This window comes from Rhodococcus cerastii (assembly GCF_033042195.1).
Taxonomy (GTDB): domain Bacteria; phylum Actinomycetota; class Actinomycetes; order Mycobacteriales; family Mycobacteriaceae; genus Rhodococcoides.
This window is the reverse complement of record NZ_JAWLKF010000011.1, coordinates 77,770-100,967: the sequence shown is the minus strand read 5'-3', so window position 1 is coordinate 100,967 and position 23,198 is coordinate 77,770. Positions and strand designations below refer to the sequence as shown.

The window sequence follows — 23,198 nt, the reverse complement described above, 5'->3', positions numbered from 1 at the left end:
GCTAACGAAACAAGCAGGAAACACGCGGTGTGAACAATGCCGAGAGCAGTGCCAGTGGGCACCGCCGTGGTGCTCGATGGAAGGTGGTTGCGCGTGGGCGGTTATCTTGCGCGGAGGTTGCTGAACTACGTCGTACTGCTGCTCATCGCGACGTTTCTGACCTACCTTCTGGCGTCGCTCACGTTCGATCCGCTGTCCAATCTGCTCAGCCGTAACCCGCCGCCCTCCGAGGCGGTGCTGGCCGCCAAGCGCGCGGCTCTGCACCTCGACGACAATCCGGTGCTGCGTTACCTGAAGTGGCTGTGGGCGGTGCTGCACGGTGATTTCGGGCAGACGATCGCTGCCGGTTCGGTCAACGACGAGTTGTGGCGTCGCATCCTCGTCTCGCTGCGGCTGGTAGTGCTCGGCACTGTCCTCGGTGCGGTGCTCGGCACCTTGATCGGTGCGTACGGTGCCGTCCGGCAGTACAAAATCTTCGATCACGTCGCGACTGTCGTGACGTTCGTTTTGATCAGTACGCCGATTCTGGTGCTTGCTCCGGTGCTCAAATACCTTGCAGTTCAGGTCAATCAGAGCACGGGGAGTCAGTTCTTCCAGTACACCGGCGAGACGTCGACAACGCTCGCGCCAGGCCTGATGAACGAAATCGTCGACCGTGCACAGCATCTGCTGCTACCCACCGTCGTGCTGATGCTGTTCACCATCGGTGGCTACAGCCGCTACATGCGCAGTTCCATGCTCGACGAGCTGAACATGGACTACATCCGCACCGCCCGCGGCAAGGGGCTCACCCGCGGCCGGGCGATCTTCAAGCACGGCTTTCGCACCGCGCTGATCCCGATGGCCACTCTGTTCGCGTTCGGTATGGGCGCGGTGATCACCGGAGCCACCTTCACCGAGCGCGTGTTCGGTTGGTACGGCATGGGGGACTGGCTGATCTACGGCATCACCAGCCAGGACATCAACATCACGCTCGCGGTCTCGCTCTTCACCGCGCTCTCGGTCCTCGTCTCCGGAATGCTGACCGACATCCTCACTGCCGCACTGGATCCGCGCGTTCGCTACGCGGACTGACCCACCACTTCGATCGAGGAAAGGATCGGCGATGGCAACACCTGTGGTTCCCGAGATCGCTGCGGTGGACGGCCAGGGCGGGACGACGGCCCCGATCACCCGCCGTCGACTGGTGCTGCGTCGGTTCCTGCGCAACAGGCCGGCCCTGGTAGGCATTCTGGTGTTGGTGGTGATGTTCGTCGGCGCGTTCGTGCTTCCACACTTCATCCCCTTCACCTACGAGGAACTCGACGCGTACGCGTTGAACTCTCCGCCGACCACGCGGCATTGGTTCGGCACCAACCAGATCGGGCAGGACGTCCTCGCTCAGACGCTGCGAGGATTGCAGAAGTCGCTGATCATCGGCATGCTCGTCGCGTTGATCTCCACCGTGCTCGCCGGCGTCGTCGGCGCGGTGGCGGGATACTTCGGCGGCTGGACGGACCGCGCCCTGATGTGGGTTGCCGATGTCCTGCTCGTCGTCCCGAGCTTCCTGGTCATCGCCATCTGCTCACCGCTGTTCCGCGACAAGAGCTTCTTCATTCTGGTGCTGCTACTTGCGGCCTTCGCGTGGATGATCACCTCGCGCATCATCCGAGCGATGACGAGGTCATTGCGTGAGCGCGAATTCATCCGCGCCGCAAAGTACATGGGCGCAACGCCGGCGAGTGTCATCGGCAAGCACGTGCTGCCGTCGATGGCCTCGATACTCATCGTCGACGTCACGCTCAACGTGGGTATCGCCATCATCGGTGAGGCGTCCCTGAGCTACTTCGGCTTCGGTGTCCAGCGACCCGACGTCTCGCTCGGCACGCTGATCGCCGACGGCACGTCGTCCGCGTTGACGTATCCGTGGTTGTTCGCGTTCTGCTGTGGCGCACTGGTGTTGATCGTGCTGGCCACCAACTTCGTCGGCGACGGCCTGCGCGATGCATTCGATCCGAACTCGACGAGGGGACAGGCACGTGGCTGAGATTGTGCCGGTGTTGAAGGTCAGCGGGCTCGAGGTCAGTTTCCCCAGTGAGGAGGGGCGCGTCACTGCAGTCCGGGGCTTGGACTACCAGGTCGACAAGGGTGAGGTGTTGGCCATCGTCGGCGAGTCCGGCTCAGGAAAGTCGGTGTCGTCCCTCGCCGTCATGGGACTTCTCCCGCAGACCGCCCGGGTCACCGGATCCATAGAACTGAACGGCCGTCAGCTGCTTGGCCTGTCCGACCGCGAGATGTCCCGCGAGCGCGGACGTTCGGTGGCCATGATCTCGCAGGACCCGCTGACTGCACTGACGCCCATCTACCGCATCGGTGACCAGATCTCCGAAGCGATCTCGGTACACAATCCATCGCTGAGCAAAGCGAAGGTGCACGAGCGTGCGCTCGAGTTGTTGGATCTGGTCGGTATCGCCGATCCGAAGACACGGGCCAGGTCGTACCCGCACGAGTTCTCCGGTGGCATGCGCCAACGCGTCGTCATCGCGATGGCCATCGCCAACGACCCCGACCTCATCATCGCCGACGAGCCCACCACGGCCCTCGACGTCACAATCCAGGCCCAGATTCTGGATCTGCTCCGTACCGCGCGGGACGTCACCGGGGCCGGGGTCGTGTTCATCACCCATGACCTGGGAGTCGTTGCCGGCGTGGCCGATCGGGCCATGGTGATGTACGCCGGTCGCGCAGTCGAGACCGCGCCCGTGGACGAGCTCTATGCGCATCCGTCGATGCCGTACACCGTCGGGCTGCTCGGATCGGTTCCTCGCCCCGACCGGCCGGCCCAGGAGCGGCTCGTGCCGATCGAGGGCACCCCGCCGGCTCTGGTCAACCTGCCGACGGGATGCCCCTTCGGTCCGCGGTGCCCGTTGCACACCGACGCGTGCGACGCAGGCGAACCCCAGTTGATCGAGGTCTCACCGAGCCATGATGCTGCGTGCATTCGGATCGATGCCGCCACGGCAGAATCTGTGGAGACGGAGTTCGAGGGTGCCCCACGGTCGGAGGCCCCAGCGGAGTTGGTGGTGACGGTTTCGAAGGACGCTCCGGTGCTGTCGGTGACCGATCTGCACAAGAGCTACCCGGTGTTCAAGGGCTCGGTACTGCGGCGTCGGGCCGGGGAAGTGCCTGCGGTGCAGGGCATCAGCTTCGATGTGCATGCCGGGTCGACGCTGGCGATCGTCGGTGAATCGGGCTGCGGCAAGTCCACGACCCTGCTCGAGATCATGGAATTCGTGAAGCCGCAGCAAGGTTCGATCCGGATCAACGGCGTCGAGCCGTACAGCCTGAGCCGCGTCGAGCAACGACGGCTCCGCGCGCACATCCAAATCGTGTTCCAGGACCCGATGGGCTCACTCGACCCGCGGATGCCGGTGGGGGAGATCATCGCCGAGCCGTTGAAGATCAACGGTGTCCCGATCGACGAGCGCACCCGCCGGGTTCGGGAACTGATGGACACCGTCGGGATGCGTCCGGAGCTAGCAGATCGGTATCCCACGCAATTCTCCGGCGGGCAGCGTCAACGAGTCGGTATTGCACGGGCTTTGGCGCTGAAGCCGTCGATCCTGGTGCTCGACGAGCCTGTGTCCGCACTGGACGTGTCGATTCAGGCCGGCGTGCTGAACCTGCTGCAGGATCTGCAAGCGGAGCTCGGTCTGGCATATCTTTTCGTCTCGCACGATCTGTCGGTGGTGCGTCATCTCGCCGACGAAGTGGCTGTGATGCGCAACGGGGTGTTCGTGGAGAAGGGCCCGACGGCGCAGATCTTCGACGCACCCGAGGACCCGTACACACGGGCTCTCCTGAAAGCCATCCCCATCCCCGATCCCGTGCTCCAACGAGCCCGAATCGCCGAGGCCGCAGCACTGGCCGACGCCATCTGATCCTGCAGGTTACGTGCACACTGAGAAAGGTGAATTGATGAGAGCCAAGCTATTTCGGGCACTGGTCCCGATCGCGGTGGCCGTGACCACTGTGGGACTGGTGGCGGGGTGCAGCTCGGGGGATACCGGGCCCAACGCCGACGCGCCTGCGTCCTTCGAGAGCGGAGCGCAGATCAATCCACACCCGATCAGCGATCTACAGCAGGGCGGAAACATGAACTTCCCGCTCTCGCAGGTGCCGACCAACTACAACTACTACCAAATCGACGGCACCACGGTCGACGCTGCGCGGTACTACGCCGCGTTGATGCCTACGGCGTTCAAGGCTGCTGCGGACGCAAGCCTCACGACGGCGACCGATTTCTTCACCGACATCACCGAGTCCGAGGTCGACGGTAAACAGGTGATCACCTACAACATCAATCCCAAGGCCAAGTGGAGCAGCGGGAGGCCGCTGGACTACACCGACCTCGTGGCCACATGGACTGCGAACAGCGGCAAGGACCCGGCTTACGAGGCGTCCAGCACCGCGGGCTGGGACAAGGTGGAATCCGTTGTGCGCGGTGAGAACGACCAGCAGGTGACCCTGACGTTCGCCGAGAAGTTCGCAGACTGGCGCTCCCTGTTTTCGCCGCTGATGCCTGCGGAGTCCGTGAACACTGTCGAGGCGTTCAACACCGGTTCGGTCGAGACTATGCCTGCAACCGCCGGCCCGTTCCGCATCCGCACGATCGAGCCCGGCGGCAAGCGCATCGTTGCCGAGCGCAACCCGGACTGGTGGGGTGAGAACCCAGCGGTGCTGGACACCATCACGTACCTGCCGTTGGATACGACGGCATCTATCGGTGCGTTGCAGAGTGGCGAGATCGACTACTTCGAATTGGGCAGCAGCGCCGATGCTTTCAAGGTTGCCCGCGGTATCCCGAATGTCGACCTGCGGCAGAGCCTGGGCCCGCAGTACCGGCACTTCGACTTCAACGGAGCCCCGGGACGCATCACCTCGGACAAGGCAGTGCGCGTGGCGTTGATGAAGGCGATCGATCGTGACTACCTGGCGACGTCACAGCTCGGGCAGATCACCTCGAGCCCGACTGTCCTGAACAACCACATCTACGTGGACGGGCAGAAGGGCTACCAGGCCAACAACAGCGATATCACCTTCGACCCCGAAAAGGCGAAGGCCGAACTCGACGCGGCCGGTTGGACGATGAACGGGGAGTTCCGATCCAAGGACGGCAAGCAGCTGGATCTGCAGGACATCATTCCGGCCGATACCCCCAATGCGACGCAGGAAGCGCAGATCATCCAGCAGAACCTCAAGGCCGTCGGCGCCAATCTCATCATCCAATCGGTGCCGTCGGATGACTTCTTCGAGAAGTACATTCTGGTCGGCGCATTCGATGTCACCCACTTCACCTGGGAGGGAACGCCGTACTCCTCGAGCAGTGACGGCATCTTCCGGTTGACACCCGGGAGTACGTTGCAGAACTACGGCCAGGTCGGATCCGAGGAGATCAACGGTTTGCTCGACGACGCCGCTGCAGAACTGGACGACGACGCACGAATCGCCGACTACAACAAGGCAGACGAAGCAATCTGGGCCGAGGGCCACAGCCTGCCAATGTTCCAGCGGCCATCGACCTATGCCACGAAGTCCAATCTCGCGAACTTCGGAGCTCCGGGATTCGGCGATCTCGACTACTCGAAGGTCGGGTTCCTGAAATAGCTCACGGTCTCGGGTATCCGGTCGGTGCCGCGGCAATCACTCTGGTTGTCGCGGCATCGACCGCTGTCGTCATTGCGCCACTGAGCGTGTTCGTGGCCCTGATCGTCCTCGTCTGGACGGGCTGGTCGACAGCGTGCGCAGTGCTGGCCGGGAGGTCGATGAACACCTCGACCACCGTGCGGCGAGTGCGGTTTCAACACCGTATGCGTTCTCGCGGGTACCTGGAAGTACACGAGAACGGTGGGCGGTCCTGGTACCCCGTCTACTTCCACACCGGGCTGCTGGCGATCGTCCCGGACGCCGACGCGCGCACGAGTAGGTCGATTCTCGGGCGGCGCGCCTTCGTCATCGAACCTGGAATTGTGGCGCTGCCGTCGGGGCGGCGTTGTAGTTCGTTGCCTCCCGGCACACCCCTTGATGCGCCGCGGTTGAACGAGTCCGACCTTCGTACGCGCAGTGATCGCTTCGGCTCGCTGCGGCGTCGGATCATGCTCGACGCCCCCGCCGCGGTGGCAGGTCCGATCATCGGATTGCTGTGGCTCGTCGTCGACGGAGGCGGATTCGCCGAGTTCGTGGCAGTGAGTCTGTTGGCTGCTATCACCGCCATCTGGTGGTCAGCAATCGGCGGCAGCGACCCCAGCTGAGCAATTGGGGCGACGCGTGATCGTAACTGCCGAGAAACACCTCCGGTCTACGTTCGGGTTTCGGACAATTCAGGAGGCATCATGGCGCGGTCGATGGCGGAGCAGGCAGCGGAGACGATCACCAAGGGGATCGGACGTCGCGGATTCATTCAGGCGGTGGCCGCGCTGGGCGCGGGCGTCGGAATCGCCGGAACGGCAGCCTGTTCGACGTCGTCGTCGACGAGCACCGCCGCCGCGAGTTCGTCGGCCCCGGCACCGGTCGGGATTCTTCAGCCCGGCGCAGGCGACATCTCCGGCGATCACTACCTGAGTTCCGAAGTCGACAAGGTTCTCTGGGGATACGTCCCGACGGTCGAGTCCGAATCGGTGCTGCAGATGAAGTCCGGTGAGACGGTGACCATCGATGCGCTCAGCCACGAGGGAATTCTCGAAGACCAGGGCCGCGATCCCGTCGAGTTCTTCGGCGGCAAGGGTGTATCCGAATCCGATGTGCTGCAGGACGCCATCGACATCGCCGGCGGGTACGACCGGACGGTCCGCAACTTCGACGTCGACGGACCGCACGTGGTGACGGGCCCGGTGTTCGTCGAAGGGGCGCAGCGCGGCGACGTGCTCAAGATCGAGACGCTCGAGGCGATTCCCCGCGTGCCGTACGGCGTGGTGTCGAGTCGGCACGGCAAGGGTTCCCTGGCGGTGACCGCGTCCGGTGAGGCACCCGCAGGTATCAGCCTGGACGAGGTGATGCCGCCGATCGGCAGCGATGGCAGGCCGTCGGGTGATCCGACGCAGTACGGCAACGTCTCCACGTTCACCGCCGTCGAGGACGGGCAAGGTGTGATGCGTTACGGCGATGCCGCCGTGCGCTTTCCGCTGCGCCCGTTCATGGGCATGATGGGCGTGGCGTTCGCCAGCGACCCGGGTCTGACGTCACCCAACGCGAACTCGATTCCGCCGACGCTCGGCGGCGGCAACATCGATGTCGGTTTGCTCGGTGTCGGATCGACGTTCTACCTCCCGGTGTTCGCCGAGGGTGCGTTGTTCTACGTCGGCGATCCGCACATGGCGATGGGCGACGGGGAGGTGGCGCTCACCGCGATGGAAGGTTCTCTGCGCGGCACCTTCCGGCTCACTGTGTGCAAGGCGGGCAGCGGTGATGCCCCGTCCGTCGCGTACTCGTATCCCTTTGCCGAGAACGAGGACTCGTGGATTCCGATCGGCCTGTCCGATCCGGACGGTGCCGTCGGCGGCCAGAGTTCGGACCTGAACGCCGCCATGCGTCGCGCCGTGGTCAACGCGCTCGACTTCCTCGAGACCGACCTCGGCATGGACCGGGCGACGGCCTACGCGTACCTCTCCGCGGCCGCGAACTTCACCGTCTCGCAGGTGGTCGACAAGACGGTCGGCGTGCACGGTCAGATCTCCAAGGCGCACTTCGACCGGTAGGAGTGCGCCTCCGGCGCAGTGGTGCGGGTAAGTGCCTCAGCGGGCACATAACCGCGCCACTGCCGGAGGCACCTCAGCGGTGTGCCGTCGCGACGAAGTGGCGGGTGGCGGCGTCGACGATATCTGCTGGGGTGACGGCTATCTCGTCGTTCAACCACGCGATGACCAGTTCGGCGAGTCCGCCGATGAACAGCAGGCCGTTGATCTCGGATTGTGGCTGCGGCCAGGCCTGTTCGCCGAACAGCTCGCGTGACTGCTCGGCGACCAGATGGGCAAACGCGCGCATGGACTGTCGTCGATAGTCGCGCAGTGAGTCGACGGCCAGCGACTCGATCATCGCGACGCGGCCCTTGCGTCGGTCGTCGGTGAGCACGCCGACGAACGCGGCGATGGCGTTGTGTACCTGGTCCTCGGCGGTGGGGGCGGGGGAGTGCAGCGCGTCCAGGGCAGCGGCCCGGATCTCGTCGGATACCGACTCCACCACTTTCTCGAGCACATCCTCCTTGCTGGAGAAGCTTTGGTAGAAGTAGCGCTCGGTCAGCTTCGCCTCCGCGCAGATCGCGGTCATGGTCGTGTTCTGGGCACCGGCCGTCGAGAACACTTCGAGTCCGGCTTCGAGCAACCGTGCGCGACGGTCGGCGGTGCGATCGTCTGCGCTCATGCCGTTGTAGCGGCGCTTGGAAGCCATGAGTAGATCTTGACAGAGGGAGCAGGTGTGACGCAGACTACATCCCATCTGACAGGACGCTCTGTCAGATTGACGGAGGTCGACAATGGCACGTGCTCTCGCTGCTCCACCTGCTGATTCAACGCTCCAACCGGTATACGGCGACGGCGGTATGCCCGTCGTCGGGCACACGCTCGAGTACATCCGAGACCCCCTGAAGCTGCTCGGGAGTCGGTGGGAGAAGTACGGCGAGGTGTCGTGGCTGACGATGGCCGGTCAGAAGTGGATCACCGTTCTGGGTCCGGATGCATGCCAAGAGGTGTTGCAGAACGCCGACAAGGCGTTCGCGAACGGTGACGGCTGGTCCCTGCTGATCGGCCCGTTCTTTCACGGCGGATTGATGTTGCTCGACTCCGAGGAGCATCTGAAGCACCGACGGATCATGCAGCAGGCCTTCACCAGGGACCGGCTCACCAAATCCGTGGAGGCGTTGAATCCCGTCACCGCAACCGGTTTGGACGCGTGGCAAGGCGGGCGCGACGTCCAGGTCTACCCGGCGCTCAAGGCGTTGACCCTGGAGGTGGCAACGAGCATCTTCATGGGCGGCGCAGAGGGCAGCACCGATGCCGAGATTGCCGAGCTCAACTCGAGTTTCGTGGCATGCGTTCAGGCGGCGACATCCATTGTGCGCTTTCGTGTTCCCGGAACTCGGTGGAAGCGCGGTCTCGACGGCCGCGCCATGCTCGAGGAGTTCTTCCGGCGGTACCTTCCGTCCCGGCGTGCCACCGAGACCGACGACCTGTTCTCGGTTCTTTGTCACATCGAGGGGAACGACGGCGAGCGTTTCTCCGACGACGAAGTGATCGACCACATGATCTTCCTGCTGATGGCCGCGCACGACACGTCGACGATCACGCTGTCGACGATGATGCAGTACCTCGGTCAGCATCCGCAGTGGCAGGACAAGTGCCGTGCCGAGTCCGAGGCGCTCGGTACCGATGCGCCGACGCTCGCGCAGCTGGACGAACTGCACAGCGTCGATTTGGTGATGAAGGAATGCTTGCGTTTGGTCTCGCCCACGCCGGTGGTGGCGCGCCGCGCGGTCAAGGACACCGAGGTGCAGGGCAAGTTCGTCCCCGCGGGGACGTATGCGTCGGTCGCCCCGCACTTCACGCATCACATGGCCGAGTACTGGCCGAACCCGGAGAAATTCGATCCCGGCCGGTTCGCCGACGACCGCCGGGAGGACAAGGTGCACCGCTACGCGTGGGAGCCGTTCGGCGGAGGCGTGCACAAGTGCATCGGCATGTTCTTCGCCGGAGCGGAGATCAAGACGATCATGCATCATCTGCTGCTGCGGTTCGACTGGTCGGTCGACCCCGATTACGTTGCGCCGCTGAACTTCACGTCGCTGCCCTTCCCGGAGGACGGGCAGCCCGTGCAGTTGCGAAAGCGGTAGGTCTATCCGGCGCGGTCGGTGAGCCAGCCGATGATGTTCGCGGTGACCTCGTCCCGGTTGGTCTCGTTGAGGATTTCGTGACGGGCACCGGGGTAGAGGGTGACGGTGACGTCGCTCATCCCGGCCTCGCGGTACCGGGCAGCGAGGGTTTCGATCAGCTGTCCGCCCCCGGCGAGCGGGTCGTCGGTTCCCGAGGTGATGAGCAGCGGGAGATCGGAACGGATCTGCTCGAGGTTGTGCGGGTCGGCGAGCTTGTCGGCCTCACCGAACAACGCGGGGACCGTCGACTCCGGGAGGTCGAAGCCGCACAGCGGGTCGGCGACGTAGGCGTCCACTTCGGCCTCGTCGCGACTGAGCCACTCGTATCCGGTGCGGTGCTCGAAGGCGGCGTTGAACACGCTCAGGTCACCGGCTGGGGCGTCGGCCATTCCGGCGGCGAGGATGTTCAGCGTGGTCGAGCCCGACAGCACCACCCCCTCGTACAGATCGGATCGTTCGATCAGAACATGCTGCGCGGCAAACGATCCCATGGAATGGGCGAACAGGAACAGTGGCAGGTCGGGATATTCGTTCAGCAACGACTCCCCCAACTGCTCGATGTCGGCCCACAAACCTGCGAACGCGGCAGCACCGAAATCGCCGGGGGTGTCGACGATCGACTCTCCGTGGCCGCGATGATCGGACGCGACGACGTGGAATCCGGCGTCGTTCAACGCTGCGGCGAAGCGGGCGTAGCGGCTGCCGTGCTCGGCGAGTCCGTGTGCGATCTGTACGACGCCGAGAGCCGGGTCGGCGGACGTCGCCCAGATGTAGGTACTGATCTCGGTGTCGTCCTGCTTGGATACGAACGACGAAGCATTGGCCACGGGTGACTCCTCGTAACGGCGATGGGGACGAGAATCGAACTTATCTCCTACGCCCTGAGCCTCGGAGCGAAATGCTCGACGACGGGGAAGGGTTCGTAGAAATGATGCAGCAGCGTCTTCCACTTCTGGTACTCGTCGGACTTCCTGAAGCCCTCGGTGTGGTCTTCGAGACGTTCCCATTCGACCAGCAGTAGATACGTATTCGGCTGCTCGATGCCCCGCGACAATGTCAGGTTCACGAACCCCGGCATCGAGGCGATGATCGATTTCGCGTCGGCGAACGCGGCCTCGAATTCGTCGGTTCGATCGGGGACGACGTGCAGCAGAGCATGTTCGACGATCATCGGGACAGTATGACCGCGGCATGACAAAGCTCCCCGGGCAACTGCCCGGGGAGCCTTGCCGACAGGATCTACTTCGCGGAGACGCGCACGAGCTTCTTGTTCACGAACTCGTCCATGCCCCACGGTCCCAGCTCGCGGCCGACGCCGGAGCGCTTGACGCCGCCGAACGGCAGGCCGGGCAGCGTGGTGCCGTGTTCGTTGACGAAGGCCATGCCTACTTCGAGCTGCTCGGCGACGTCACGGGCCTTGTCCAGGTCGGCGCTCCACACCGAGCCGCTCAGTCCGTAGGCCGAGGAGTTCGCCAATTCGATTGCCTGCTGCGGGCTTTCGACTTTGTAGATCACCGCTGCCGGTCCGAACAGCTCCTCGCTGTACGCACGCATGTCCGGGGTGACGTCGGTCAGCAACGTCGGCTGCACGAATGCACCCGGCCCGTCGATCTTCTTGCCGCCGGTCAGCAAGGTTGCGCCCTTGGCGACGGCGTCGTCGATCTGTTCGATCAACGTGTCGGCTGCGGTCTGCGACGACAGCGGGCCGAGGGTGGTGTTCGCGTCCAACGGATCGCCCGTCTGCACTGCCTCGAACGATGCGGTCAGCTTGGTGACGAAGTCGTCGTAGAACTCCTCGGCGACGAGGATGCGCTTGGCTGCGTTGCAGGCCTGGCCTGCGTTGGACAGTCGCGCCCGGGTTGCGGACTCGACGGTGGCGTCCATGTCGTCGGAGTCGAGCATGATGAACACGTCCGAGCCCCCGAGTTCGAGAACGACCTTCTTGAGGTTGCGTCCGGCGGTTTCGGCGACCGAGGTTCCGGCCCGCTCGCTACCGGTGAGCGAGACACCCTGCACGCGTGGGTCGGCGATCATCTCGGCGATCTGATCGTTGGTCGCGAAGATGTTGATGTACGCGTCCTGGGGGAGTCCGGCCTGTTGGAAGATCTCCTCCATCAGCAGAGCCGACTGCGGGCAGTTCGGTGCGTGCTTGAGCAGAATCGTGTTGCCCACCATCAGGTTCGGGCCTGCGAACCGGGCCACCTGGTAGTACGGGAAGTTCCATGGCATGACGCCGACGAGCGCGCCCACCGGCTTGCGCTGCAGCACAGTGTCTTCCGCGCCGGGGACGTCGAGCTTCTCGTCCTCGAGCAGCGCGGGACCGTTGTCGGCGTAGTAGCGGTAGATGTTCGACGACAGCTCCACCTCACCCTGGGATTCGGTGAGCGGCTTGCCCATTTCGAGCGAGATGGCCCGCGCCAGTTCGTCCGAACGTTCTGTGTAGAGATCGGCGACCTTGTGCAGAATTTCGGCGCGGTGCTTCGGTGAGGTCTTGCGCCACGTCTGGAAACCGGCGTGTGCGTCGGCCAGTGCGCGCTCGACGCCGGCCGCGTCGAGAGTTTCGAATTCCTTGACAGTTGTGCCGTCGGCAGGATTGACAGTTTTGTAGGTCGTCATATTCGGTTCAACGGTCGGGGAGGGGTCCGTTGTTCCGATCCGGGCAAATCGGATGCTCCGACGGTGGTCAGAGGCGGGGCAGGGGTGGGCGGCGAAAACCTTTGAGCGCCCTACCGGTCGGTAACTTGGAACCGCCGATGGAGTGATACCCCACTGGCACGCACAGCGGCGGGTTCAAAGATTAAAGTCGACGGTGGACGCATCCAAAAGACGACGTTGAAACTGAGGCAAAGGCGAAACATGACTGCGAAGAAGCCGACCATCATCTACACCCTGACCGACGAGGCGCCCATGCTGGCGACTCACGCGTTTCTGCCGGTCATACGTTCTTTCGCCAGCGCGGCCGAGATCAACGTCGAGTCGAGTGACATCTCCGTTGCCAACCGCATCCTCGCCGAGTTCCCCGACTACCTCAACGAAGACCAGCGAGTGACCGACAACCTCGCCGAGCTCGGCAAGCTGACGCAGCTGCCCGAGACCAACATCATCAAGCTGCCCAACATCAGCGCCTCGGTTCCGCAGCTGCTCGCTGCCATCAAGGAACTGCAGGACAAGGGCTACGCGATCCCCGACTTCCCCGGCAATCCCAAGACCGACGAAGAGCGCGAGATCCGCGAGCGTTACACCAAGTGCCTCGGCAGCGCGGTCAATCCCGTTCTGCGTGAAGGCAACTCGGACCGTCGTGCCCCGAAGGCCGTTAAGGAATTCGCCCGGAAGCACCCGCACAGCATGACCGAGTGGTCGATGGCGTCGCGCACCCATGTCGCGCACATGCGCGAGGGCGATTTCTACCACGGCGAGAAGTCGACGGTCGTCGACGGTGACCGTGAGATCAAGATGGAGCTGCTGCCCGCCGACGGCGAGCCGATCGTGCTCAAGGAGACGGTCTCGCTCACCGACGGTGACGTCATCGACTCGATGTTCATGAGCAAGAAGGCGCTCCTCGATTTCTACGAGCACGAGATGCAGGACGCCTACGACACCGGCGTCATGTTCTCCCTGCACGTCAAGGCGACCATGATGCGGGTCTCGCACCCCATCGTGTTCGGCCACGCTGTGCGCGTGTTCTACAAGGACGCGTTCGCCAAGCACAACGAGCTCTTCGAGGAGCTGGGCGTCAACGTCAACAACGGCCTCTCGGACCTGTACACCAAGATCGAGACCCTCCCGGCGTCCAAGCGCGACGAGATCATCGAAGACCTCCACAAGTGCCACGAGACCCGTCCGGAGCTCGCGATGGTCGACTCCGCCCGCGGCATCTCGAACTTCCATTCACCCAGCGACGTCATCGTCGACGCCTCCATGCCCGCGATGATTCGCGCCGGCGGCAAGATGTGGGGAGCGGACGGTCGTCCCAAGGACACCAAGGCCGTCAACCCCGAGTCGACGTTCTCCCGGATTTACCAGGAGATGGTGAACTTCTGCAAGACCAACGGCCAGTTCGACCCGACGACGATGGGCACCGTTCCCAACGTCGGCCTGATGGCGCAGAAGGCCGAGGAGTACGGCTCGCACGACAAGACCTTCGAGGTACCGAAGGCAGGCGTCGCGAACATCACCGACAAGGCCACCGGCGAGGTGCTGCTGACGCAGACCGTCGAAGAGGGCGACATCTGGCGTCTGTGCATCGTCAAGGATGCCCCGATCCAGGACTGGGTCAAGCTGGCCGTCACGCGTGCGCGTGAATCCGGAATGCCGGTCGTCTTCTGGCTCGACCCGTACCGCCCGCACGAGAACGAGCTCATCGGCAAGGTGCGCAAGTACCTGAAGGATCACGACACCGAGGGCCTCGACATCCAGATCATGTCCCAGGTGCGTGCCATTCGGTACACGATGGAGCGTCTGGTCCGCGGACTCGACACCATCTCCGCGACGGGCAACATCCTGCGTGACTACCTCACCGACCTGTTCCCGATCCTCGAACTCGGCACCAGCGCCAAGATGCTCTCCATCGTTCCCCTGATGGCAGGCGGCGGACTGTACGAGACGGGTGCAGGTGGCTCGGCTCCCAAGCACGTCAAGCAGCTCATCGAGGAGAACCACCTGCGCTGGGATTCGCTCGGCGAGTTCCTGGCTCTGGCCGTGAGCCTCGAAGATCTGGGCACCAAAACCGGCGACGTCAAGGCGACCATCCTCGCCAAGGCACTCGACTCCGCCACCGGCAAGCTGCTCGAGAACAGCAAGGGCCCGTCGCGCTCGACCGGTGAACTCGACAACCGTGGCAGCCAGTTCTACCTCGCTCTGTACTGGGCACAGGAACTCGCCGAGCAGACCGAGGACGCCGAACTGGCGAAGCACTTCGCCGCACTGGCGAAGACCCTTGCGGAGAACGAGGAGAAAATCGTCTCCGAGCTCAACGAGGTTCAGGGCACCGCAGTCGACATCGGCGGCTACTACTACCCGGACCCCGAAGCCACCGCTGCAGTGATGCGTCCGTCCAAGACCTTCAACGAGGCTCTGGAGTCGGCGAAGAAGTAGCTTTCTCTGCTCCACCCCATGGAATGAATGGTCCATTCACGCGCTCAGACGTGTTGAATGGACCATTCATTCGTATTGGGGTGCAACAGCATTGGGGTTTACCGCCCACCCCGTTCGGATCAATGTGACTTTCACGCGCTCAGACGTCGTGAATGGACCATTCATTCGTTCAAGGCGGGCACCAAAATATCCAGAAATGCCGTACAGCTCGCACTTTGGCGTCGCCCTGGCAACTGGACAACAGAGATGGTGCGATGGATGGTCGGCTCGATAGGCAGGTAGACCAGGTTCGCGAACGACATCATCGGCACCACCAGTTCCGGGATCACGGTGATGCCGAGTCCGGCAGCGGTCATGCCCGCCACGGCGGCCACGTTATGCGCCTGAACCGATGGTCCGACGTCGACTCCCGCGCTTTCGAGCCCCAGTTGCACGTGCGAGGCGATGCTCGATTCGGGACCGAACGCGACGAACGGCTGGTCGGCGAGGTCGGTCCACAGCAGGCTTGTCCGTTGTGCAAGCGCATGATTCGGCGGTAGCGCGCAGACGAATGCGTCGGTGCTGACCGTCGTGCGCATCAGATCGTTCGCTCGCCCCGACGCGGCGACGACTGCGAAGTCCACGGAACCGTCGCGAACCGAGGCCACCACGTCGTCGCGCAGCCCGTCTCTGATGTGCACCGAGACGTCGGGGTGACTGCTGCGGAAGTCCACGATGTACGGCGGGAGAAACGTCGCCGCGATCGAGGGCAGGCACGCGATGGTGACGGTTCCGCGGTCGCCGGAGACGAAGCGCCCGATCTGCTCCAGGCCGTCGTCGAACTCGAGCAACACCCGACGGGCATAGGCCGTGACTTCGTGTCCGTCTCCGGTGAGGTCGACGCTGCGGGTGGTGCGCACGAACAGTCGGACGCCCAGGCGTCGTTCGGCCTCGGCGACGGTACGGCTCAGATTGGGTTGGGAGACCTGAAGCCAGTTCGCGCCTGCAGTGAAGCTCGCATGATCGGCGAGTGCGACGACGGCGCGTAGATGCGCGATGCCCAGGTTTATGCCCACGGTGCATGAATCTATACCCAACTGATGTTGGACGGAGTAAGTGATCTGCACAACACTCGTCGTATTCGATGAAGGAGATCACATGCTGTCACTACTCGGCTTCGGGACGATTGCCATCATTCTGCTGCTGTTGTTCACCCAACGTGTTGCGGCGATCGTCGCGCTCGCAGGTGTCCCGCTCGCTGCGGCGTTCCTGGCCGGCAACTCGCCATCCGAGGTGGCCGGGTTCGTCAAGGACGGACTCGGCGGCGTGGTGGGCGTCGCGGCGATGTTCCTCTTCGCGATCGTGTTCTTCGGGATCATGCGCGACGCTGGACTGTTCGATCCCATCATCGCCCGCATCGTGCGCTGGGCAGGTAGTGCCCCGCCGACCGTGGCAGTCGCGACCACTGCCCTCGCCGTGGTGGCTCACCTCGACGGTGCCGGCGCAACCACGTTCCTCATCGCCGTCCCCGCCATGCTCCCGATCTACGAACGCCTCGGTATGAGCCGGCTCGTCCTGGCCACCTGCGTCGGACTCGGTGCCGGAGTGATGAACATGGTCCCCTGGGGTGGTCCGACGGCTCGCGCTGCAGCAACTCTGGGTGTCGACGCCAACGAACTGTGGGTCCCGTTGATTCCTGCTCAGATCGCCGGAGTCGTGTTCGCACTGGGCGTCGCCTACTACCTGGGTCGGCGTGAGCGGACCCGCCTGGCCAAGGTCGCCGCGGGCGATGCGTCGGCCGTCGTGGAGGAGTCGACGGCGCGAGTCGCCGAACGCATGTCCGTGGGATCCGGGGATACCGGATCCGCAGTCGGTGACGCGAACGAGGAGCCCGGCAGCCCGTCGACCGGTGGCGACGATGCGGACGGTCCGGCAACCGCGTCGAGTGACCGAGCACTGCTGCGGCCGAAGTTGTTCTGGGTCAACGCCTTCTTGGTAATCGCGACGTTGGCTGCGTTGATCGCCGCCATCGCCCCTCCGGAGACGTGCTTCATCATCGCCACTATCGTGGCGCTTCTCGTCAACTATCGCGGAATGAAGGCCCAGTCCGCCCGCATCGAGGCCCACGCTGTCGGCGCGATGCTGATGGTCGGCACGTTGTTGGCTGCAGGGGTACTTCTCGGTGTGCTCGACGGCAGCGGCATGATCGAGTCCATGGCGGTCAGCGCAGCGAATGCCATTCCGGACGCTATGGCCCCCGCCTTGCCACTTATCGTCGGCGTGTTCGCCGTCCCGATGAGCCTGATCTTCGGGCCGGACGCCTACTACTTCGGCGTGCTGCCGGTCCTCATCGAGGTAGGTGACCAATTCGGCGTCAGCGCAATCGATCTGGCGCAGGCCTCGATCATCGGTGAGGAAACGGTCGGATTCCCGATCAGCCCGATGACCGGCGCGTTCTACCTTCTGGTGGGTCTCGCGAAAGTCGACATCGGCAAGCACATTCGGCACACGTTGGGGTGGGCGTGGCTGATCAGTCTCGGCATGCTCGGCGTTGCAATGGCCACCGGCGCGATCCCGCTGTGGTCGTCATGAGCGCCCGCGGAACCGTCCGGTTGGGTGCCGGCGCAGGTTTTGCCGGCGATCGCATCGACCCGGCGCAGATCTTGGCCGAGCGGGGCGAGCTCGACTATCTGATCTTCGAGTGCCTCGGAGAGCGGACGGTGGCGACAGGGCAGGCCCGGAAATTGCTCGATCCCACGGCGGGCTACGACCCACTGTTGGCAGCGCGGATGCGCGCAGTTCTCAGGGCGACGACCGAGCAGGGCATCACCGTCGTCACCAACTCCGGGGCAGCGAATCCTGTTGCTGCGGCGGACGTCGTCGCGAAGGTGGCAGAGCAGGTGTGTTCGCGTTCGGTACGTATCGCTGCCGTCACCGGCGACGACGTACTGGACGCGGTGCGCCGGATCGACCCGGTGGTGTGGGAGACCGGTCGACCGCTGTCGGAGCATTCCGAGGAACTCGTATCGGCCAACGCCTACATCGGCGCCGATGCGGTGCTGCCTGCCCTCGACGTCGGTGCCGACGTGGTCGTCACCGGCCGTCTCGCCGATCCGGCGCTGTATCTCGCACCTCTGATGCACGAGTTCGGTTGGGCCGGGCAGGATTGGGAGACACTTGGTGCAGGAACTGCCGTCGGACATCTTCTCGAATGTGCGGGCCAACTGACCGGTGGCTACTTCGCCGATCCGGTCACCAAGCCGGTGCAGGGTCTGGCGAATCTGGGCTTTCCGTTCGGCGACGTACGTGCCGACGGCACAGCCGAATTCAGCAAGGTCGACGGTACCGGCGGGGAGTTGACGCGTCGAACGTGCGCCGAGCAATTGCTGTACGAGGTCGGCGATCCCGCCAGATATCTGACGCCGGACGTGACCGCCGATTTCACCGGAGTCTCGTTCGAGACCGTCGGACCCGACCGCGTGACGGTGTCCGGGGCGGCGGGCAGCACGCGGCCAGAGGAGCTGAAAGTGACCCTCGGATTTCGCGGCGGTTGGCTCGGTGAGGGGCAGATCAGCTACGCCGGGCCGCGCGCGCTGCAACGCGCCGAACTCGCCGGAGCGATTGTGCAGCAACGACTGTGGGAGGTGCACGGTATATCCGCCGAGAACGTGGGCATCGAGTACATCGGTGCGGGCGCTGCATTCCGAGGACTCGTCGCCCCCACCGATGTCCCTGAAGTGAGACTGCGCGTGACGGCGAAGGTGTCCGACGCCGAAACTGCGGCTCTTGTCGGCTGGGAAGTCGAGAGTCTTTACACCAACGGGCCCGCCGGCGGTGGCGGTGCGCGCAGCAGCAACACGGAGGTCTTGGCTATCAGATCCTGTCTGATTCCACGTGCACAGGTGACGACCGCCGTGCACATCACGGAGGTGACGGTATGAGGACTGTCGACGATCTCGCCGACGTGCGAACCGGGGACAAGGGCGACACTCTCATTCTTGCTGTCTTCCCGCGGACCGACGAAAGCTACGAAGTGCTGGCTCGCACAATGACTGTCGAGGCCGTCGCTGCGCATTTTGCGCCGCTGGTGACGGGAGAGGTACGCCGAACCGACATGCCCCTGGTCTCCGGGCTGGTGTTCGAGCTACCCGGCGTACTCGGTGGGGGAGTGACGGGTAGCCCGGTGCTCGACGGACACGGCAAATGCCTGAGCTACCACCTGCTGAGTATGACTGTGCCCGAGCAGATCTAGTCGAGTTGCTTGACTTCAGCATCCGGCAGCACCGGCAATGTCACCGGGTACAACTGAAATGTTCCGCTCATTCCCTTGAGTTCGACGTCTCGGGGCGTACCGAGAGCCAGATCATGCGCCGCGCCGATGGCATTGCGTACCGGTTCGCTGACCAGTATTTCGCCGCCGTCGGCTTGGTTCGCCACTCGTGCCGCCATCGCGACGTTGAGTCCGAACAGGTCGTCACCTCGACGCACCGAGCTGCCGACGTGCACGCCCATACGGACGCGAATGCGGTCCCAGCGATCGGGGTTCTTCAGCAGTGCTTCCTGCACCTTCACCCCGCAGCGCACCGCCTGGGCCGGGTCGGAGAAGGCGATCATGTAGCCGTCGCCCTGGCTTTTCACCACGTGACCGCCGTGATCGTCGACGTGTTTGCGGATCAGCTTGTTGTGCTTCTCGAGCAGCTTCACCCAGCCGCGGTCGCCGAGTTCTTCGTTGCGGGCGGTGGATCCCTCGATGTCGGAGAACATCACCACGATGTCCCCGTCGGCGGTCATGCGCGCCAGATCGGGGCGTTCGACTTTCGCCCAGCCGGCGAGGTCCTCGACGGAGTTGCGGACCGTTGCGCCGAAGCCCTTGTTGATGAGTAAGTCCGTGGTGTGGAAGGCGGTTCTGATCGCGAAGGGCACCAGGCCGCGTCGCTTACGGCGTTGCTGCGATTCGAGAGCGCGGTCCAGTGCACGACGCGTGTGCTTCAGCTTTCGACGCGAGACGATCAAGACCACACCCAGCGCGATGATGGCGGCGAGCTCTACTCCGGCAACTATCCACAGGATCACGTCGCTCATCTTTGCCTGTCGACGATGCTCGTGGTTGTTGAACCGACGGCGAACTGCCGTCGGTAGGCCGTCGGTGTCACCGCGAAGGCCGAGCGGAAGTTCTGACGCAAAGTGACGGCGCTGCCGAATCCGCACAGCGCTGCGATGTTCTCGACGCTGCGATCGGTGGTCTCGAGCAGGCTCTTGGCCTCGTTCAGTCGCTTGTCCAGTACCCAACGGGCGGGGGTGGACCCCGTCTCGAGGTGAAACTGGCGGATGAAGCTGCGTCGGCTCATGCGCGCATGTTCGGCCAGTCGCTCTATGGGCAAGGGCTCGTCCAGTCTTTCGAGTGCCCAGCTCAGCACGTCGGCAATCGCGGTACCTCCGGATGCCTCCGTGACCGGACGCTCGATGTATTGGGCCTGGCCACCGTCGCGATGGGGTGCGACCACCAGACTGCGCGCCACCCGGGTCGCCGCCGCCGAACCGAGATGTTTGCGCACGATGTGCAGGCAGGAATCGATCGACGACGCGGTGCCCGCAGACGTCATCACGTCGCCGTGATCGATGTAGAGCACCGACTCGTCGACGCCGGCGTGTGAATTTCGCTCCCGCAGTTCGGTCATCTTGGTCCAATGTGTGACGGCCGGGCGGCCGGCTAGCAATCCGGTATCTGCGACGGCGAACGAACCGAGGCACAATCCTGCGATTTCCGCTCCACGCGAATGGGCGTCGCTGAGCGCCGCCGACAGGTCTTTGCCGATGTGCGGCAACGACTCCGGCCACGACGTGACGATGACGATGTCGGCCCAGTCGACGGTATCGGGGCCGGCGATCTCGCCGACCGGGAAGCCCTCCTCGGTGCGGATCGACCCGGCTCGGTCGGACCACACCCGCGTCTCCCAGTCCGGTGCGAGTCCGAGTCGAGTCACCTCGCCGAACACCATCAACGGCGCGGCGAGGTGGAACATCGTGATGCCGTCGAACGCATAGAGCGCGATCCGCATGGCTGTCTCCGATCTCGACCGTTGGCCCGAATCAATCGAAAGTATGCATCCGTGCCACTCGTGGAAGCAAGGCCGCCACCGCAGGATGAGAAGCGACCGAGATCGCCAGTCGAAGGAGAACACCATGACCGCACCACGCAGAGCATTGATCGTCATCGACGTCCAGCAGGAGTACTTCGAGGGCGTGCTGAAGATTCAGTACCCGCCTCGTGACCAGTCGTTGGCCAACATCGTCCGGGCGATCGAAGCCGCTGTGGCGCAGGATCTTCCCGTGGCGATCGTGCAGCACGAGATGCCCGACGGTGCTCCGGCGTTCGTGAAGGGCACCTCGACGTACGAGTTGCACCCCGATATTCAGGCGCTCGTACAACCCTCGTTCGAGCGAGTCGAGAAGAAGTACAGCAGCGTGTTCGCCGGAACCGGTGTCGCGAAGTGGTTGCAGGGCAAAAATATCGATACCGTCACGATCGTCGGATACATGACGAACAACTGCGACCTCGCATCCAGCGCCGACGCCGAGGTTCTGGATCTGACCGTCGAAATTCTGTCCGACGCCACCGGCGCGATCAATCTCTCGAACGAGGCAGGCACCGTCTCGGCGGAGCAACTGCACAAGGCGTTGATGGTGCTGCTGCAGTCGAACTTCGCGGCGGTCGCGTCGACAGATCAGTGGATCGACGCAGTCAAGAACGGAAACGAGCTGACCGCAAACAACCTGGTGGTCTCGGCAGCTCAGGGCAACGACGCGGTGGCCTGACGCCAATTGCTCGAGACGCTCAGCCGGACAACAACATACAGGCTTCGCGCCATCGAGCCCGGGGCCTCTCGGTCCCCGGGCTCGATGGCGATCGGTCTTTCATGGCTTCCGATCCGGGCTCACGCCCCGACTTGCTCGTCTGCTCGGTGTGCCACACGAACTCTGCCGAGGGCCACGACAACGAGAAGCGCGCCGAGTACCGGGATGCACGCGAGCAACACGATAGTGCTCGTCGACGTGCCGAGACCGATGAGTGCACCGCCGACGATGGGTCCGACGACCGATCCCAGCCGTCCCATCGACGACGTCCATCCGACACCCGTCGCGGCGGTGCGTTGGGGGTAGATCGAGACAGCGACGGCCGCCTGGCCGATCATTCCCGCCTGAAGACCGAGGCCGACGCCACCGAACACGATCAGCAGGAGGGCTTTGTCCGGTCCGAGGAATGCCGAGATGACCAGGAAGACAATGGCCGCAGCGGTGGTGCCGGCGAGGACGGAGGTCATCCTGAACTTCGTGGCACAGACGATCAGAATTCCTGCGCCGATGATGCTACCGACGCCGAGCGCCGCCGAGCCCAATGGTGCGAGTCCGGTGCTGAAGCCGTAGCTGGTGAGCAAAGTCGGCAACCACGAGGAGAAGATGTAGAAAACCGAGAACACGAGGAACGAGAAGACCCACAGCAACAGCGTCCGTGTGCGGACCTCGGGGTCGAAGAGACGAGCGACGGATGCGCTGTGCTTGGCATCGGCGACGGGGACGTCTCCGATGACCGTGCGCTCGTCGGGAAGCTTGAACCACAGGAACGGGAACAAGATTGCCGATGCGATGGCACCGGCGATGAAGACCGAGGGCCAGCCGAAGTTACGTACGAGCTGGCTACCGGCGACACCCGCAATCAACGCACCGAGCGAGATGCCCATGGTCACGAATACTGCGATCGACTGCCGGAAACGTGCCGGGTTGAGTGCCGTCGTCTGGGCTACTGCAGCGGGCATGACTGCACCGAGTCCGAGGCCGGTGACGAATCGCAGAGCAGTGAGTTCGACGATCGACCCGGCCCACGCTGTGAGCAGTGAACCCACTGTGAAAACCGCAACCGCCACCAAGATGACGTTGCGGCAACCGAAGCGTGCGGTGAGTCGTCCCACTGCGATGTAGCCGAAAGCCACACCGAGACTGGTCAATGCCAGCGCGGGGGTGAAGTGCGACGGTGCCACGCCCCACTCTGCAGAGAGGGCAGGTACGGACAATCCCAGTGCGATGGTGTCGTAGCCGTCGAGCACGACGGCGATGAAGGCCAGCGTCAACACCGACCAGTTGGGTCGGGTTATGTCCGGGGCGTGAGTTCGTGTCATGGTCGGTCCGCTCATTATGCGTCCTCGATGTGTAGGTCGACGCTGGATACGCC

20 protein-coding genes are annotated in these 23,198 nt (G+C 63.9%); 12 read left to right on the top strand and 8 right to left on the bottom strand.

Features of this window, described 5'->3' with window-relative positions; all coding sequences use genetic code 11:
* Positions 1-93 precede the first annotated feature (93 nt).
* The 6 genes from R3P93_RS18390 (at position 94) to R3P93_RS18365 (ending at position 7,733) form a co-directional block, all read left to right on the top strand.
* Positions 94-1,074, top strand: a complete 981-nt coding sequence (locus R3P93_RS18390) for an ABC transporter permease (RefSeq protein WP_094640041.1) — start codon at positions 94-96, stop codon at positions 1,072-1,074.
* A gap of 31 nt (positions 1,075-1,105) precedes the next feature.
* A complete protein-coding gene (locus R3P93_RS18385) occupies positions 1,106-2,026 on the top strand; it encodes an ABC transporter permease (RefSeq protein ID WP_094639878.1) in 921 nt (306 codons plus the stop codon).
* The gene (locus tag R3P93_RS18380; RefSeq protein WP_449619216.1) at positions 1,983-3,920 is read left to right on the top strand and encodes an ABC transporter ATP-binding protein; all 1,938 of its coding nucleotides are present in this window, start codon (positions 1,983-1,985) and stop codon (positions 3,918-3,920) included. The genes R3P93_RS18385 and R3P93_RS18380 overlap by 44 nt, the downstream gene beginning before the upstream one ends.
* 37 nt (positions 3,921-3,957) lie before the next feature.
* Positions 3,958-5,646, top strand: coding sequence for an ABC transporter family substrate-binding protein (locus R3P93_RS18375; RefSeq protein WP_317533713.1), 1,689 nt, complete (start codon positions 3,958-3,960; stop codon positions 5,644-5,646).
* A 92-nt stretch (positions 5,647-5,738) separates the two neighbouring features.
* Entirely contained in the window at positions 5,739-6,290 is a 552-nt protein-coding gene (locus tag R3P93_RS18370) for a hypothetical protein (protein ID WP_317533712.1), read from the top strand.
* A gap of 81 nt (positions 6,291-6,371) precedes the next feature.
* Positions 6,372-7,733 carry an acetamidase/formamidase family protein gene (locus R3P93_RS18365; RefSeq protein WP_094639882.1) on the top strand — a complete coding sequence of 454 codons (1,362 nt, stop codon included), beginning with the start codon at positions 6,372-6,374 and terminating at the stop codon, positions 7,731-7,733.
* A gap of 73 nt (positions 7,734-7,806) precedes the next feature.
* Here R3P93_RS18365 and R3P93_RS18360 read toward each other — a convergent pair whose 3' ends face one another.
* Positions 7,807-8,421, bottom strand: coding sequence for a TetR/AcrR family transcriptional regulator (locus tag R3P93_RS18360; RefSeq protein WP_317533711.1), 615 nt, complete (start codon positions 8,419-8,421; stop codon positions 7,807-7,809).
* 85 nt (positions 8,422-8,506) lie between these two features.
* Between R3P93_RS18360 and R3P93_RS18355 the strand changes: the two genes are divergently transcribed.
* Positions 8,507-9,859, top strand: coding sequence for a cytochrome P450 (locus R3P93_RS18355; RefSeq protein WP_269594920.1), 1,353 nt, complete (start codon positions 8,507-8,509; stop codon positions 9,857-9,859).
* Positions 9,860-9,861: 2 nt separating this feature from the next.
* Here the strand turns inward: R3P93_RS18355 and R3P93_RS18350 are convergent, their stop codons facing one another.
* From R3P93_RS18350 to R3P93_RS18340, 3 genes are all read right to left on the bottom strand, one after another.
* Positions 9,862-10,725, bottom strand: a complete 864-nt coding sequence (locus R3P93_RS18350) for an alpha/beta hydrolase (RefSeq protein WP_317533710.1) — start codon at positions 10,723-10,725, stop codon at positions 9,862-9,864.
* 47 nt (positions 10,726-10,772) lie between these two features.
* Positions 10,773-11,069, bottom strand: a complete 297-nt coding sequence (locus R3P93_RS18345) for an antibiotic biosynthesis monooxygenase family protein (protein WP_317533709.1) — start codon at positions 11,067-11,069, stop codon at positions 10,773-10,775.
* 68 nt (positions 11,070-11,137) lie between these two features.
* Positions 11,138-12,514, bottom strand: coding sequence for an NAD-dependent succinate-semialdehyde dehydrogenase (locus tag R3P93_RS18340; RefSeq protein WP_317533708.1), 1,377 nt, complete (start codon positions 12,512-12,514; stop codon positions 11,138-11,140).
* A 240-nt stretch (positions 12,515-12,754) separates the two neighbouring features.
* Between R3P93_RS18340 and R3P93_RS18335 the strand changes: the two genes are divergently transcribed.
* The gene (locus tag R3P93_RS18335; protein ID WP_300515060.1) at positions 12,755-14,992 is read left to right on the top strand and encodes an NADP-dependent isocitrate dehydrogenase; all 2,238 of its coding nucleotides are present in this window, start codon (positions 12,755-12,757) and stop codon (positions 14,990-14,992) included.
* A 161-nt stretch (positions 14,993-15,153) separates the two neighbouring features.
* Here R3P93_RS18335 and R3P93_RS18330 read toward each other — a convergent pair whose 3' ends face one another.
* Positions 15,154-16,047 carry a LysR family transcriptional regulator gene (locus R3P93_RS18330; protein WP_317533707.1) on the bottom strand — a complete coding sequence of 298 codons (894 nt, stop codon included), beginning with the start codon at positions 16,045-16,047 and terminating at the stop codon, positions 15,154-15,156.
* 82 nt (positions 16,048-16,129) lie between these two features.
* Here R3P93_RS18330 and R3P93_RS18325 point away from each other — a divergent pair, with 82 nt between their 5' ends.
* Genes R3P93_RS18325 through R3P93_RS18315 form a run of 3 tightly spaced genes read left to right on the top strand, consistent with a single transcriptional unit; the run spans position 16,130 to position 19,223 of the window.
* Positions 16,130-17,563: a CitMHS family transporter gene (locus R3P93_RS18325; RefSeq protein ID WP_317533706.1), complete on the top strand. Its 1,434-nt coding sequence runs from the start codon at positions 16,130-16,132 to the stop codon at positions 17,561-17,563.
* The gene (locus R3P93_RS18320) at positions 17,560-18,912 is read left to right on the top strand and encodes an acyclic terpene utilization AtuA family protein (protein WP_317533705.1); all 1,353 of its coding nucleotides are present in this window, start codon (positions 17,560-17,562) and stop codon (positions 18,910-18,912) included. Before R3P93_RS18325 ends, R3P93_RS18320 begins: the two co-directional genes overlap by 4 nt.
* Positions 18,909-19,223 (top strand): AtuA-related protein, encoded by a 315-nt coding sequence (locus R3P93_RS18315; RefSeq protein WP_149407855.1) that lies wholly within the window; start codon positions 18,909-18,911, stop codon positions 19,221-19,223. Before R3P93_RS18320 ends, R3P93_RS18315 begins: the two co-directional genes overlap by 4 nt.
* On the opposite strand, the gene R3P93_RS18310 is transcribed toward R3P93_RS18315, so the two are convergent.
* Positions 19,220-20,053 (bottom strand): adenylate/guanylate cyclase domain-containing protein, encoded by an 834-nt coding sequence (locus tag R3P93_RS18310; RefSeq protein ID WP_317533704.1) that lies wholly within the window; start codon positions 20,051-20,053, stop codon positions 19,220-19,222. The genes R3P93_RS18315 and R3P93_RS18310 overlap by 4 nt on opposite strands.
* Positions 20,050-21,030: a GlxA family transcriptional regulator gene (locus R3P93_RS18305; protein WP_317533703.1), complete on the bottom strand. Its 981-nt coding sequence runs from the start codon at positions 21,028-21,030 to the stop codon at positions 20,050-20,052. Before R3P93_RS18305 ends, R3P93_RS18310 begins: the two co-directional genes overlap by 4 nt.
* 124 nt (positions 21,031-21,154) lie before the next feature.
* Between R3P93_RS18305 and R3P93_RS18300 the strand changes: the two genes are divergently transcribed.
* A complete protein-coding gene (locus R3P93_RS18300; protein ID WP_317533702.1) occupies positions 21,155-21,787 on the top strand; it encodes an isochorismatase family protein in 633 nt (210 codons plus the stop codon).
* Positions 21,788-21,906: 119 nt separating this feature from the next.
* Here R3P93_RS18300 and R3P93_RS18295 read toward each other — a convergent pair whose 3' ends face one another.
* The gene (locus tag R3P93_RS18295; protein WP_317533701.1) at positions 21,907-23,160 is read right to left on the bottom strand and encodes an MFS transporter; all 1,254 of its coding nucleotides are present in this window, start codon (positions 23,158-23,160) and stop codon (positions 21,907-21,909) included.
* Positions 23,161-23,198 lie beyond the last annotated feature (38 nt).

What these genes read in the sequence shown, in the direction of transcription:
- R3P93_RS18385 (WP_094639878.1), top strand. Translation starts at nt 1,106, where the DNA reads ATGGCAACACCTGTGGTTCCCGAGATCGCTGCGGTGGACGGCCAGGGC.
- R3P93_RS18380 (WP_449619216.1), top strand. Translation starts at nt 1,983, where the DNA reads ATGCATTCGATCCGAACTCGACGAGGGGACAGGCACGTGGCTGAGATT.
- R3P93_RS18375 (WP_317533713.1), top strand. Translation starts at nt 3,958, where the DNA reads ATGAGAGCCAAGCTATTTCGGGCACTGGTCCCGATCGCGGTGGCCGTG.
- R3P93_RS18365 (WP_094639882.1), top strand. Translation starts at nt 6,372, where the DNA reads ATGGCGCGGTCGATGGCGGAGCAGGCAGCGGAGACGATCACCAAGGGG.
- R3P93_RS18360 (WP_317533711.1), bottom strand. Translation starts at nt 8,421, where the DNA reads ATGGCTTCCAAGCGCCGCTACAACGGCATGAGCGCAGACGATCGCACC.
- R3P93_RS18355 (WP_269594920.1), top strand. Translation starts at nt 8,507, where the DNA reads ATGGCACGTGCTCTCGCTGCTCCACCTGCTGATTCAACGCTCCAACCG.
- R3P93_RS18345 (WP_317533709.1), bottom strand. Translation starts at nt 11,069, where the DNA reads ATGATCGTCGAACATGCTCTGCTGCACGTCGTCCCCGATCGAACCGAC.
- R3P93_RS18340 (WP_317533708.1), bottom strand. Translation starts at nt 12,514, where the DNA reads ATGACGACCTACAAAACTGTCAATCCTGCCGACGGCACAACTGTCAAG.
- R3P93_RS18335 (WP_300515060.1), top strand. Translation starts at nt 12,755, where the DNA reads ATGACTGCGAAGAAGCCGACCATCATCTACACCCTGACCGACGAGGCG.
- R3P93_RS18325 (WP_317533706.1), top strand. Translation starts at nt 16,130, where the DNA reads ATGCTGTCACTACTCGGCTTCGGGACGATTGCCATCATTCTGCTGCTG.
- R3P93_RS18320 (WP_317533705.1), top strand. Translation starts at nt 17,560, where the DNA reads ATGAGCGCCCGCGGAACCGTCCGGTTGGGTGCCGGCGCAGGTTTTGCC.
- R3P93_RS18315 (WP_149407855.1), top strand. Translation starts at nt 18,909, where the DNA reads ATGAGGACTGTCGACGATCTCGCCGACGTGCGAACCGGGGACAAGGGC.
- R3P93_RS18310 (WP_317533704.1), bottom strand. Translation starts at nt 20,053, where the DNA reads ATGAGCGACGTGATCCTGTGGATAGTTGCCGGAGTAGAGCTCGCCGCC.
- R3P93_RS18305 (WP_317533703.1), bottom strand. Translation starts at nt 21,030, where the DNA reads ATGCGGATCGCGCTCTATGCGTTCGACGGCATCACGATGTTCCACCTC.
- R3P93_RS18300 (WP_317533702.1), top strand. Translation starts at nt 21,155, where the DNA reads ATGACCGCACCACGCAGAGCATTGATCGTCATCGACGTCCAGCAGGAG.
- R3P93_RS18295 (WP_317533701.1), bottom strand. Translation starts at nt 23,160, where the DNA reads ATGAGCGGACCGACCATGACACGAACTCACGCCCCGGACATAACCCGA.